The organism is Streptomyces sp. TLI_171, assembly GCF_003610255.1.
In the GTDB taxonomy this organism is placed as follows: domain Bacteria; phylum Actinomycetota; class Actinomycetes; order Streptomycetales; family Streptomycetaceae; genus Kitasatospora.
In genome coordinates, this window is record NZ_RAPS01000001.1 from 5,587,318 (window position 1) to 5,599,679 (window position 12,362).

11 protein-coding genes are annotated in these 12,362 nt (G+C 73.2%); 4 read left to right on the forward strand and 7 right to left on the reverse strand.

What is annotated here, in order from left to right:
• Window positions 1–35: 35 nt before the first annotated feature.
• From pgl to tkt, 5 genes are all read right to left on the reverse strand, one after another.
• Window positions 36–773: a 6-phosphogluconolactonase gene (gene pgl / locus BX266_RS25185; RefSeq protein ID WP_099903352.1), complete on the reverse strand. Its 738-nt coding sequence runs from the start codon at window positions 771–773 to the stop codon at window positions 36–38.
• Window positions 770–1,906, reverse strand: a complete 1,137-nt coding sequence (gene opcA, locus BX266_RS25190; RefSeq protein WP_099903354.1) for a glucose-6-phosphate dehydrogenase assembly protein OpcA — start codon at window positions 1,904–1,906, stop codon at window positions 770–772. The genes pgl and opcA overlap by 4 nt, the downstream gene beginning before the upstream one ends.
• Window positions 1,903–3,447, reverse strand: a complete 1,545-nt coding sequence (zwf, locus tag BX266_RS25195; RefSeq protein ID WP_099908294.1) for a glucose-6-phosphate dehydrogenase — start codon at window positions 3,445–3,447, stop codon at window positions 1,903–1,905. The genes opcA and zwf overlap by 4 nt, the downstream gene beginning before the upstream one ends.
• 83 nt (window positions 3,448–3,530) lie before the next feature.
• Window positions 3,531–4,670: a transaldolase gene (gene tal / locus BX266_RS25200; protein WP_099903356.1), complete on the reverse strand. Its 1,140-nt coding sequence runs from the start codon at window positions 4,668–4,670 to the stop codon at window positions 3,531–3,533.
• A gap of 95 nt (window positions 4,671–4,765) precedes the next feature.
• Window positions 4,766–6,862: a transketolase gene (gene tkt / locus BX266_RS25205; RefSeq protein WP_099903358.1), complete on the reverse strand. Its 2,097-nt coding sequence runs from the start codon at window positions 6,860–6,862 to the stop codon at window positions 4,766–4,768.
• A gap of 401 nt (window positions 6,863–7,263) precedes the next feature.
• Here tkt and BX266_RS25210 point away from each other — a divergent pair, with 401 nt between their 5' ends.
• On the forward strand, window positions 7,264–8,208 hold the full coding sequence (locus BX266_RS25210) for a heme o synthase (protein ID WP_099908295.1): 945 nt from the start codon (window positions 7,264–7,266) through the stop codon (window positions 8,206–8,208).
• Between the two features lie 27 nt (window positions 8,209–8,235).
• Here BX266_RS25210 and BX266_RS25215 read toward each other — a convergent pair whose 3' ends face one another.
• Entirely contained in the window at window positions 8,236–8,880 is a 645-nt protein-coding gene (locus BX266_RS25215) for a DUF2461 domain-containing protein (RefSeq protein WP_099903360.1), read from the reverse strand.
• Between the two features lie 136 nt (window positions 8,881–9,016).
• Here BX266_RS25215 and BX266_RS25220 point away from each other — a divergent pair, with 136 nt between their 5' ends.
• Genes BX266_RS25220 through BX266_RS25230 form a run of 3 tightly spaced genes read left to right on the forward strand, consistent with a single transcriptional unit; the run spans window position 9,017 to window position 11,184 of the window.
• Window positions 9,017–9,607 (forward strand): chorismate pyruvate-lyase family protein, encoded by a 591-nt coding sequence (locus BX266_RS25220; protein ID WP_099903362.1) that lies wholly within the window; start codon window positions 9,017–9,019, stop codon window positions 9,605–9,607.
• Complete coding sequence (locus BX266_RS25225; protein ID WP_099903364.1) at window positions 9,604–10,845, forward strand: FAD-dependent monooxygenase; 1,242 nt, start codon at window positions 9,604–9,606, stop codon at window positions 10,843–10,845. Before BX266_RS25220 ends, BX266_RS25225 begins: the two co-directional genes overlap by 4 nt.
• 9 nt (window positions 10,846–10,854) lie before the next feature.
• Entirely contained in the window at window positions 10,855–11,184 is a 330-nt protein-coding gene (locus BX266_RS25230) for a hypothetical protein (protein ID WP_099903366.1), read from the forward strand.
• 73 nt (window positions 11,185–11,257) lie between these two features.
• Here the strand turns inward: BX266_RS25230 and BX266_RS25235 are convergent, their stop codons facing one another.
• Window positions 11,258–12,208 carry a heme A synthase gene (locus tag BX266_RS25235; RefSeq protein WP_259464842.1) on the reverse strand — a complete coding sequence of 317 codons (951 nt, stop codon included), beginning with the start codon at window positions 12,206–12,208 and terminating at the stop codon, window positions 11,258–11,260.
• Window positions 12,209–12,362 lie beyond the last annotated feature (154 nt).

Consider the following 12,362-nt stretch of genomic DNA (forward strand, 5'->3'; position numbering starts at 1 on the left):
CGGGTGGGCGGCTTTCTCGTCGTGGTGACGAGGTGTCAGGCGAGCTTGCCCGCCGCGGCCTCGTCGACCAGCCACAGCGTCCGCTCGGTGCCGCTGACGGCGCTCGCCGGGGCGGTGTCCGCACCCGGGTCGGTGAGCGCCAGGGCGACCGCCTCGGCCTTGTCCGCGCCGGCCGCCAGCAGCCACGCCTGCCGGGCGCCGTTCAGCGCGGGCAGGGTGAGCGAGAGGCGGGTCGGCGGGGGCTTCGGCGAGTCGTGCACCGCGATCACGGCGCCCTCGCGCTCGCGCACCCCGGGGTGTCCGGGGAACAGCGAGGCGACGTGGGCGTCCGGTCCGACGCCGAGCATCAGCACGTCGAACACCGGCACCTGCTCGCCGGGTGCGGCGGCCGCGGCCAGTTCGGCGGCGTACCGCTCGGCGGCGGCCTCCGGGGCCGTCCCGTCGGCGGCGGGCAGCTCGTGGACGCGGGCGCCGAGCGGCCGGACGGCGTCCAGGAACGCGGCCGCCTGGACGGCGTTGCGCTCCGGGTCGCCGGCCGGCAGGTAGCGCTCGTCGCCCCACCACAGGTCGACCCGCGCCCAGTCGACCGCGTCGCGCGCCGGGTGGGCGGCGAGCGCGGCCAGCAGGGCGTTGCCGTTCCGACCGCCGGTGAGCACCGCGTGGGCGGTGCCACGGGCGGCCTGGGCGTCGACCAGGGCGGTGATCAGCCGGGCCGCCGCGGCCTGGGCGAGCACCGCGGCGTCCCGGTGGACCAGGACCTGGCGGGCCGTCACTGGCCGCTCCGCTTGCGGGGAGCGGCCTTCTTGGCGGTCGCCTTGGCCGGCGCCGCCTTCTTCGGCAGCTTGGCGGTGACCCGGGTCGGGTTGGCGCTCACGGCGGCCTCCACCACCGTGCCGCCGGCCTCGGTGCGCTCCGCCGGTTCCGGCGCGGTGTGCGCCTCGACGGTGCCGCCGGGGCCCGCGTGCTCGACGCCGGCGATCCGCTCGCGCAGCCGGTCGACCGGGGTCCGGACGGCGGTGGCGTAGATGTCGTCCGGGTCCAGGCGGCGCAGTTCCTCGGCGATCAGCTCGGCGGTGTCACGGCGCTTGAGCGCGACCATGCGGTCGGGCGCACCGGGCATGCAGAGCGTGCCGAGCAGGCCGTCGGGACGGTCGAGGGTGATGTCGCCGTCCTTGGTGCGCAGCTTGACGGCGGTGATGCCGGGGCCGCCGGTCACCACCCGCTCGACCGGCACCCGCAGCCGGTTGTGCAGCCACAGGCCGAGCAGCTCGACGCTGGGGTTGTACGACTCGCCCTCGACCACGGCGCCGGTGATCTCGACGTCGCGCTGGTCGAGCGCGGCCGCCAGCATCGAGCGCCAGCCGGTGATCCGGGTCCACGCCAGGTCGGTGTCGCCGGGGGTGTAGCCGGCCGCCCGCTGGGCGAGCTGGCCGACCGGCGACTCCGCGGTGACCGCGTCGGTGATGCGCCGCTGGGCGAGCGCGCCGAGCGGGTCCTGGGCGGGGTTGAGCGGCGCGTTGTCCGGCCACCAGACCACCACGGGGGCGTCCGGCAGCAGCAGCGGCAGGACCACCGACTGGGCGTGCGCGGCGAGCTCGCCGTGCATCCGGAGGATGACCGTTTCGCCGCTGCCGGCGTCGGTGCCGACCAGGATCTCCGCGTCGAGCCGGGTCTCGGCCCGGGCGCGGGGCGAGCGGCCGGCCCGCTTGATGACCGCCAGGGTGCGCGAGGGGTGCTCGCGGGAGGCGTCGTTGGCGGCCTTCAGGGCGTCGTAGGCGCTGCCCTCGTCGGTCACGATGACCAGGGTCAGCACCATGCCGGCCGCGGTGGAGCCGCTGGCCCGACGGGCGTCCATCAGGGCAGCGTTGATCTTGCTGGACGTGGTGTTCGTCAGGTCGATCTTCATGGCCGGCGCCAGCTCCTGCCGTCTCGTGCGAGCATCTCGTCCGCCTCGACCGGGCCCCAGGTGCCGGCCGGGTACTGCGCGGGCTTGCCGTTGGCGTCCCAGTACTGCTCGATCGGGTCGAGGATCTGCCAGGACAGCTCGACCTCCTGGTGCCGCGGGAAGAGGTTCGCGTCGCCGAGCAGGACGTCCAGGATGAGGCGCTCGTACGCCTCCGGGCTGGACTCGGTGAACGACTCGCCGTAGGCGAAGTCCATGGTGACGTCGCGGACCTCCAGCGCGGTGCCGGGGACCTTCGAGCCGAACCGCACGGTGACGCCCTCGTCCGGCTGGACGCGGATCACCAGGGCGTTCTGGCCGAGCTCCTCGGTGGCGTAGGAGTCGAACGGCAGGTACGGGGCGCGCTGGAAGACCACCGCGATCTCGGTGACCCGCCGGCCCAGCCGCTTGCCGGTGCGCAGGTAGAACGGGACGCCCGCCCAGCGCCGGTTGTTGATCTCCAGCTTGATGGCGGCGTAGGTGTCGGTCCTGGACTCGGGGTTGATGCCGTCCTCGTCCAGGTAGCCGAGCACCTCCTCGCCGCCCTGCCAGCCCGCCGCGTACTGGCCGCGCACGGTGTGCGCGCCCAGGTCGGCGGGCAGCTTGACGGCGCTGAGCACCTTCAGCTTCTCGGCCACCAGCGCCTTCGGGTGGAAGGACGCCGGCTCCTCGATCGCGGTCAGCGCCATCAGCTGCAGCAGGTGGTTCTGGATGACGTCACGGGCGGAGCCGATGCCGTCGTAGTAGCCGGCCCGGCCGCCGATGCCGATGTCCTCGGCCATGGTGATCTGCACGTGGTCGACGTACGACCGGTTCCAGATCGGCTCGAACATCTGGTTGGCGAAGCGCAGCGCCAGGATGTTCTGGACCGTCTCCTTGCCCAGGTAGTGGTCGATCCGGAAGACCTCGTCACGGGGGAAGACCTCGTGCACGATCCGGTTCAGCTCCTGCGCGCTGGCCAGGTCGTGGCCGAACGGCTTCTCGATCACCGCCCGGCGCCAGGATCCCGGCGCCGGGTCGGTCAGACCGTGCTTCTTGAGCTGCTGGACCACGGTGGGGAAGAACTTCGGCGGCACCGACAGGTAGAACGCGAAGTTGCCGCTGGTGCCCTGCGCCTGGTCGAGTTCCTCGATGGTGCGGCGCAGGGTGTCGAACGCCTCGTCGTCGCCGAAGTCGCCCTGGACGAAGCGCATGCCCTTGGCGAGCTGCTGCCAGACCTCCTCGCGGAACGGCGTCCGCGCGTGCTCCTTGACGGCGTCGTGGACCTCGTTGGCGAAGTCCTCGTCCTCCCACTCGCGGCGGGCGAAGCCCACCAGCGAGAAGCCCGGCGGCAGCAGGCCGCGGTTGGCGAGGTCGTAGACGGCCGGCATCAGCTTCTTGCGCGACAGGTCGCCGGTGACGCCGAAGATCACCAGCCCGGACGGGCCGGCGATCCTCGGCAGCCGCCGGTCGGCGGGGTCGCGCAGCGGGTTGACGGGCTGCTCGGGGGTGTCGCCCTCGGACAGCTCCGAACCCACCACATCCGGGTACGGCTGGGTGTTGCTCACTGGTGTGCTCCGCTTTCCGTGCGTCAGATCGTGAGCAGGAGTCAGTTCTTGCCGTGCGCTTCGAGCGCCGCGGTGACGGTGTCCAGCAGCTCGTTCCAGGAGGCCTCGAACTTGCTCACGCCCTCGTCCTCCAGCACCTGGACCACGTCGTCGTAGTCCACGCCCGCGGCGGCGACCGCGTCGAGCACGGCCTTGGCGTCCGCGTAGTTCGGGGTGATGGTGTCGCCGGTGACGGAGCCGTGGTCGTCGGTGGCGTCCAGGGTGGCCTCGGGCATGGTGTTGACGGTGCCCGGGGCGACCAGCTCGGTCACGTACAGGGTGTCCGGCAGGTTCGGGTCCTTGACGCCGGTGGACGCCCACAGCGGACGCTGCGGCTTGGCGCCGGCCGCCTCCAGGGCCGCCCAGCGCGCCGAGGCGGGCTTGGCGCCGTCCACCGAGCCGTAGACCTCCTCGTACGCCTGGTAGGCGAGGCGGGCGTTGGCGACGGCGGCCTTGGAGCGCAGCTCCTTGGCGTCGGCGGTGCCGACCGCGTCCAGGCGCTTGTCGATCTCGGTGTCCACCCGGGAGACGAAGAACGAGGCGACCGACTCGATCTGCGACAGGTCCAGGCCGGCGGCCTTGGCGGCCTCCAGACCGCTCAGGTGGGCGTCGATGACGGCCTTGTAGCGCTCCAGCGAGAAGATCAGCGTGACGTTGACGCTGATGCCCCTGCCGAGCACCGCGGCGATCGCGGGCAGGCCGGCCTTGGTGGCGGGGACCTTGATCAGCACGTTCGGGCGGTCGACCAGCCACCACAGCTGCTTGGCCTCGGCGACGGTCGCCGCGGTCTCGTGCGCCAGGCGCGGGTCGACCTCGATGGAGACCCGGCCGTCGCGGCCGTTGGACGCGTCGTACACCGGGCGCAGCACGTCGGCGGCGTCGCGCACGTCCGAGGTGGTGATCATGCGGACAGCCTCGTCCGTGGTGACCTTGCGGACCGCGAGGTCGGTCAGCTGGCTGTCGTAGGCGGCGCTGCCGCTGCCGATGGCCTTCTGGAAGATGGTCGGGTTGGTGGTGACGCCGACGACGTGCTTCTCCTGCACCAGCTCGGCCAGGTTGCCGGAGTTCAGGCGCTCCCGGCTCAGGTCGTCGAGCCAGATCGCCACGCCTTCTTCGCTGAGGCGGTTCAATGCGTCGGTCATGGTGCTCAGTCCCTCTTCTTCTTTTCGTACGTCAGGTGGAGTGCGGGGCCCGGTCCGAGGCAGTGCGGATACCCCGGACCGGGCGGATCAGCGCGTCAGCGGGAGACGGCCTCGACCGTGCGCAGCGAGGCGCGGGCGGCGTTGGCCACCGCGTCGGCGGTGATGCCGAACTCCTGGTACAGCACCTGGTAGTCGGCGGAGGCCCCGAAGTGGTCCAGGCTGATGATCCGACCGGCGTCGCCGACCAGCTCGCGCCAGCCGAGGGCGATGCCCGCCTCGACCGACACCCGGGCCCGGACGTTCGGCGGCAGGACGCTGTCCTGGTACGCCTGGTCCTGCTCGTGGAACCACTCCACGCACGGCAGCGAGACCACCCGGGTCGGGACGCCCTCGGCCTGCAGCGCCTCGCGGGCCTGGACGGCCAGCTGCACCTCGGAGCCGGTGCCCAGCAGGATCACCTTCGGCTCGCCGCCCTCGGCCTCGGCCAGCACGTAGCCGCCCTTGGCCGCGCCCTCGGCGGAGCCGAACACCTCGCGGTCGAAGGTCGGCACGCCCTGGCGGGTCAGCGCCAGGCCGACCGGGCCGGGGTGGCTGGTCTGCCGCTCCAGCACGGTCCGCCACACCACGGCGGTCTCGTTGGCGTCCGCCGGGCGGACCACCGAGAGGCCGGGGATGGCGCGCAGCGCGGCCAGGTGCTCGATCGGCTGGTGGGTCGGGCCGTCCTCGCCGAGGCCGATCGAGTCGTGCGTCCAGACGTAGACCACCGGCAGCTTCATCAGCGCGGCGAGCCGGACCGCGGGGCGCATGTAGTCGGAGAACACCAGGAAGGTGCCGCCGTAGATGCGGGTGCGGCCGTGCAGCGCGATGCCGTTCATCACGGAGCCCATGGCGTGCTCGCGGATGCCGTAGTGGATGGTGCGGCCGAACGGCGAGGCGCTCTTGAGCGGGTTGCCCTCCGGGAGGAAGGAGGACTCCTCGTCGATCGTGGTCAGGTTGGACTCGGCGAGGTCGGCGGAGCCGCCCCAGAGTTCCGGGACCAGCTTGCCGACGGCCTTCAGGGTGTCGCCGGAGGCCTTGCGGGTGGCGACGTCCTTGCCGGCCGGGAAGGTCGGGACGGCCTTCTCCCAGCCGTCGGGCAGCTCGCCGATCTGGATCCGGTCGAACTCGGCGGCGCGCTGCGGGTTGGCGGCCCGCCAGTCGCGCAGCTGCTCGTCCCACGCGGCGCGGGCGGCCTGGCCGCGCTGCACGACCTCGCGGGTGTGCGCGACGACCTGGTCGGTGACCTCGAAGGTCTTCTGCGGGTCGAAGCCCAGCACCTTCTTGGTGGCGGCGATCTCGGCGTCGCCGAGGGCCGAGCCGTGCGCCTTGGCGGTGTCCTGGGCGTTCGGCGCGGGCCAGGCGATGATGGTGCGCATCGCGATGATCGACGGCTTGGAGGTCTCGGCCCTGGCCGCCTCCAGCGCGGCGGCGAGCGCCGCCACGTCGATGTCGCCGTCGGCCTTCGGGGCGACCCGCTGGACGTGCCAGCCGTAGGCCTCGTAGCGGGCCAGCACGTCCTCGGAGAACGCGGTGGCGGTGTCGCCCTCGATCGAGATGTGGTTGTCGTCGTACAGCGCGACCAGGTTGCCCAGCTTCTGGTGGCCGGCCAGCGAGGACGCCTCCGCGGAGATGCCCTCCTGCAGGTCGCCGTCGGAGACGATGGCCCAGACGGTGTGGTCGAACGGCGAGGTGCCGGCCGGCGCGTCCGGGTCGAACAGGCCGCGCTCGTAGCGGGCCGCCATCGCCATGCCGACCGCGTTGCCGACACCCTGGCCGAGCGGGCCGGTGGTGGTCTCGACGCCCGCGGTGTGGCCGTGCTCGGGGTGGCCCGGGGTGCGGCTGCCGGCCACCCGGAAGGCCTTCAGGTCGTCCAGCGACAGGCCGTAGCCGGACAGGAACAGCTGGGTGTACAGCGTGAGAGAGGTGTGCCCGGGGGAGAGCACGAAGCGGTCGCGGCCCACCCAGGTCGGGTCGGTCGGGTCGTGGCGCAGGAAGCGCTGGAAGATCAGATACGCCGCGGGGGCGAGCGACATGGCAGTGCCGGGGTGCCCGTTCCCCACCTTCTGCACGGCGTCCATCGCCAGTACCCGGGCCGTGTCGACGGCCCGCTGGTCCAACTCGCTCCACTCAAAAACGTTCGGCGTCGTGCTCACCCTGACTCAGGGCTCCTTCCGGATTTTGTGAAGTGTGACCCCGTGAAAGGGGACCGGTCGGCCACGCCGCTGTGGCTGGTGCCGATCACGGAGGGTTGATCCCGCTTCTCTGTGCGAGCCTACCGTTTGCGGCGCACCTCACCCTCTGTGCCGGGGCAACGTGAGGGTGCGGCGTCGCATTCCTGGCCGGATCGTCAACTCCTCTGTCCTACCTTCACCCGTCCGGGGAGGGTTTGCCCGTCCGATGGGCAAGACGGGAAGGTGGGCGGCTCGCCGGGGGACCCCGGGGCGGATCGGGAGATATGGAACGTCTATGGTTGCGTGGTACGCGCAGCGCGGACGGTGGGCACCCTGCGGGTCTCCGGGACGCCTGTGGAAGTTCATCGACTGTTGAGGTGTCCGTGACCGCCGTCGAATCCCGCCCCGCAGGGGTGGTGGTAGGGACGAGGACCGCGCCCCGGCCGTTCGGGGCCCGCGTCGGGGCCTTCGTCGCCCTCACCAAACCCCGCATCATCGAGCTGCTGCTGATCTCCACGGTGCCGGTGATGTTCCTGGCGCAGGACGGCGTGCCGAACCTCTGGCGGGTGCTCGCGGTCGTGGTCGGCGGCTACCTCTCGGCGGGCGGCGCCAACGCGCTCAACATGTACATCGACCGCGACATCGACGCGGTGATGTCGCGCACCGAACGGCGCCCGATCGTCACGGGCATGGTCTCCCCGCAGGAAGCGCTGGTCTTCGGGATTACGCTGGCCGTGGTCTCCACGCTCTGGCTGGGCCTGCTGGTCAACTGGCTGTCCTCGGCGCTGGCGCTGGGCGCCCTGCTGTTCTACGTCTTCGTCTACACGCTGGGCCTGAAGCGCCGCACCTCGCAGAACGTCGTCTGGGGCGGGATCGCCGGCTGCATGCCGGTGCTGGTCGGCTGGTCCTCGGTCACCGACTCGGTGTCCTGGGCGGCCGTGGTGCTGTTCCTGGTGGTGTTCTTCTGGACGCCGCCGCACACCTGGGTGCTGATGATGAAGGTCCGCGAGGACTACGCCAAGGCGGGCGTGCCGATGCTGCCGGTGATCCGCGGCAACATCGGCGTGGCCAAGCAGGTCGTCGTCTACTCCTGGGTGATGGTCGCGACCTCGCTGCTGCTCTGGCCGGCCGCGCACACCAGTTGGCTGTACCCGAGCGTCGCCGCGGTGCTCGGCGCGCTGTGGATGAAGGAGGCGTACGCGCTGCAGGCGCGCGCCAAGGCCGGCATCGTGGGCGCCAAGCTCAAGGAGATGCGGCTGTTCCACTGGTCGATCACGTACCTGACGCTGCTGTTCCTGGTCGTCGCGATCGACCCGTTCGTGGGCTGACGCCCCCTCCGTTCCCCTCTCTCGGCCTCAGCGTGGCGGAAGCTCGCTGGGGCCGACGTGGTTCTCCAGCCAGGCGTGCAGCGGGGCCGCCGCGTGCAGGAAGCCGGTGATCCGGCCGTACGCCTTCGCGGTGCCGAGCCAGGCCGCGGGCTCCCACTCCTGCCAGGCGATCAGGCCCTTGTGGCGCAGCAGTTCGATCCGCGGGTGGTCCTTCGGGTAGCCGCGCGGCGCGGTCTTCAGGCTGTCCCGCCCCACCACCTGCGGTCCGGCCTTCCGCACCGCCGCCACCACCCGCTCCAGCTCGGCGCCCGGCACGTCCTCGGCGACCGCGGTGCGGTAGCGGCCCAACTGGTCGGCGGCCAGGTGGTAGTAGCCCAGGCCGCAGGCCAGCCCGTCGGCGGACAGCTGCACGTAGCCGCCGGACTCCAGGTAGCCGCCGACGTGGGTCTTGTACGGGGACTTGTCGGCGGAGAACCGCACGTCCCGGTTCGGGCGGAAGATCTTCCCCGGGCCGAACTCCGGCTCCAGCCGGGCCAGCAGCGCCTCCATCGGGGCCCGCACCAGTTCCTCGTACTCGGCGCGGTGCGCCGTCCAGAAGGTCCTGGAGTTGTCGGCCTCCAGCTGCTCGTAGAACTCCAGCGCCTCGGCCGGCCAGCCACGGAAATCGTTCACCAGGACAGTATTCACGCCCCGCGCCGCGGGGCCGGACGGCTTTGCCCGCCCAAGGGGTGACGTTTCGTCAGCGGAAACAGTTCTCGAGTAGGGTCGCCCGGCGAACGAACGCCGACGACATCCTTCGGGGGGACCGATGCCGCTGCAGTCCATCGACGTGTCCGCACACGCCTTCACCGCCCGGAAACCGGCCGAGACGGCCGTCCGGATCGGCCGCTTCGCCGCCGCTCCCACCCGGATGCTGCTCAGCGCCGACGGCCTCACCACCACCCTGCTGGAGGCCTGGACCGGGGCGCCCGCCCGGATCGGCCGGGCCGACCACCGCCGGCTGCCCGCGACCGACGCGCCCGCCGGGGCCGCCGCGCTGCTGCGCGCCGAGTCCGACGAGGACCTGATCGTCCGCCGCTCGGTGCTGGCCGGCGGCGACGGCTCCGAACTGTCCCGCAACGTGGTGGTGGCCCGGCCCGCGCTGTCCGCCGCCGCCGAGCACTGCCTCACCGACACCGCCGCGCCCATCGGCGCCGCCCTGCACGCCTCCGGCACCGCCTACCGGCGCACCGTGCTGGACGCCGGCGTGCGGGACTGGGACGGCGCGCCCGCGGCCTACAAGACCTACCTGATGTGGCACGGGCAGCAGCCGCTGGCCGCCGTCACCGAGACCTTCAACCCCGCCGTGGTGCCCGCCGCGCTCGGCGCCGGACTGCTCGCCGCCGGAGGCTGCCGATGACCCCCCGCTCCACCACCGTCGCCGTCGTCGGCGCCGGACCGGCCGGACTCGTCCTCGCCCACGTGCTGCGCCGCGCCGGGGTCGCGGTGACCGTCCACGAGCGCCTCTCCCGGCCCGCGCTGGAGAACGCCGCCCGGGCCGGGGTGCTGGAGCACCGGGTGGTCGAGTACCTGCGCACCCTGGGCCTCGCCGACCGGCTGACCGCCGAGGGCGAACGGCACGGCCGGTGCGAGATCGCCTGCCTGGGCGAGAAGGTCCTGGTCGACTACGGCGCGCTGTCCGGCGGCATCCGGCACTGGGTGTACCCGCAGCAGCTGCTGGTCCGCGACCTGATCGCCGCGTACGAGCGGGACGGCGGCGCGATCGCCTTCGAGTCGCCCGTCGAGGCCGTCACCCTCGACGACGCGAACCGACCCGTGCTGCACACCGCGGGCGGCGAGCTGCGCGCCGAGTACGCGGTCGGCTGCGACGGCGCGCACAGTGTGGTCGCCGCGGCCTTCGCCGACCGCGCCGACGGGCCGACCCGCCGCTACCCCTACGACTGGCTGACCGTGCTCGCCCGGATCTCCCGGCCGGTCGACAAGATCCGCTACGCGGTGCACGCCGACGGCTTCGCCGGAATGATGCCGCGCACCGCCGACGTCGGCCGCTTCTACCTGGAGGTGCCCGCCGGCGAGGAGCTCGCCGCGTGGGACGAGCGGCGGATCCGCGCCGAACTCGCCCACCGGCTGGAGCTCGAAGGCTCCGACCCGGCGCTCGGCGGCCTGCTGGAGACCGGCATGCTGCGGATGCGCGGCCGGGTCGCCCACCGGATGCGCGAGGGCAGGCTGCTGCTCGCCGGGGACGCCGCGCACACCGTCACCCCGTCCGGCGCCAAGGGCCTCAACTCGGCCGTCGCCGACGCCGCCGACCTGGCCGGCGGGCTGATCGCCGAGCTGCTGGGCGGCGGGAGCGCCCGCCTGGACGGCTACCAGCAGCGCCGCCTGGACGCCGCCTGGCAGACCCAGGAGTTCTCCGACCGGCTGCTCGACCTGCTCCACCTGCCCGCCGGACTCCCGGCCGAGCAGCGCGAGTTCGCCCTGCGGCTGCGGCTGCAGCGGATCCACCGGATCGCCCGCCCCGGCCCGGAGGCCACCGAGTTCGCCCGGGCCTACGCGGGCGCCGGTGAGCTGGCCGCGGCCCCCGTGTGGCCGTCGGCACAGGCCGCCGCCGTCGCCAGCGCGGCTACCGCTCGGTAGCATGCGGGCATGAGCGCAGAGACCGCCACCCCCGCCGCGCCGGACGCCCGCGTCGAGCGCCGCGCCAAGCGCATTGCCAAGCACCTGAGCAGCTTCGCCGCGCAGCACGGCGGCAGCGCCGACGGCGTCGTGGAGTACGTCGGCCGCACCGCCACCCGGATCGTCGTGGTCGGCGCCGACGGCACCTGGGGCGACCAGGTCGCCCCGACCTACGCGATCGGCCGCCGGGCCGCCGAGATCGCCGGGCTCACCCTGCACGAGGACTTCGAGGGCGAGCTGGGCCTGAAGGTGAAGACCGGCCCGTACGAGTGGAAGCGGATGGCCGGCATCCAGATCTGACCGCCCGTCAGCAGCCGCCCGCGCCGATGGCCCGCCGTTCCGAACGGCGGGCCATCGGCGCGTGCCGGGTGCGTCAGGCCACCAGTTCGGCGGACGGCGCGGCCGCCTGCGCCGGGATGCCGGCGCGGGTCCGCAGCGCCAGCGGGATGCGCAGGGCGGCGGCCCAGATCACCGCGGCGCCCAGCATGTGCAGGCCCACCATGATCTCCGGCGCGTCCGTGAAGTACTGCACGAAACCCAGCACTCCCTGCAGCAGCAGCAGCCCGAACAGCTCGCGGACCCGGGCCCGCGCGGCCGGCGGGGCCTTCACGGCGGCGAACACCAGCAGCGCGGCCAGCGTCAGGCCCACCGCGAGGAACACCAGGTCGGCGTGCGCCTGGGCGAGCCGGTCGTAGTCCAGCGAGACCCGGGGGGTGCCCGCCGAGCCCGGGTGGTGGCCCGCGCCGGTGACCAGCGTGCCGACCAGGGCGAGCGCGCCGATCGAGGCCACCAGCACCTGCGCGAAGCGATGGATGGCCGGGGCGACCAGCAGGCGGGGCTCGCCGTCGCCCTCCTTGGCGCGCTCCCAGCCCAGCAGCGCCGTCCACACCAGACCCAGCGCGGCCACCATGTGCAGGCTCACCACGTACGGGTTGAGGTGGGTCAGCACCGTGATGCCGCCGATCACCGCGTTCGACATCACCAGCCAGAACTGGGCCCAGCCGAGCCTGGTCAGCGACCGCCGCCACGGCTCGCAGCAGCGCGCGGCCAGGATGAACCAGCCGACCGCGGCGGACAGCACGTAGGTCAGCATCCGGTTGGTGAACTCGATGACGCCGTGGACGCCCATCGCGGGCGTCGGCGTCACGCTGCCGTCGGTGCAGGTCGGCCAGGTGGTGCAGCCGAGGCCCGAGTCGGTCAGCCGGACGGCGCCGCCGGTGACCACGATCACCACGCTCATCACCAGCGCGGCCATGGCCGCCCGGCGGACGTGCTGCGGGCTCGGGTGCCAGCGCTCGGCGAGGAGGGAGAACGGGTTGGTCACCGGACCATCGTAGGCGCGCTTACACCGTGCCCCGGCCCCGGGCGGCGCGACCCCGTCGCCCTCCGCGAGCCGTCCCGCCCCCGCGGGCTCCGGCGGCGGCATCGTCCACGCGGCGCGCCGGAAGAAGGCGGGCGGCGCCTCCTGAGGCGCCGTC

Coding starts and splice junctions, on each gene's coding strand:
- opcA (WP_099903354.1), bottom strand. CDS start 1,906: ATGAAGATCGACCTGACGAACACCACGTCCAGCAAGATCAACGCTGCC.
- tal (WP_099903356.1), bottom strand. CDS start 4,670: ATGACCGACGCATTGAACCGCCTCAGCGAAGAAGGCGTGGCGATCTGG.
- BX266_RS25220 (WP_099903362.1), top strand. CDS start 9,017: ATGCCGCTGCAGTCCATCGACGTGTCCGCACACGCCTTCACCGCCCGG.
- BX266_RS25225 (WP_099903364.1), top strand. CDS start 9,604: ATGACCCCCCGCTCCACCACCGTCGCCGTCGTCGGCGCCGGACCGGCC.
- BX266_RS25230 (WP_099903366.1), top strand. CDS start 10,855: ATGAGCGCAGAGACCGCCACCCCCGCCGCGCCGGACGCCCGCGTCGAG.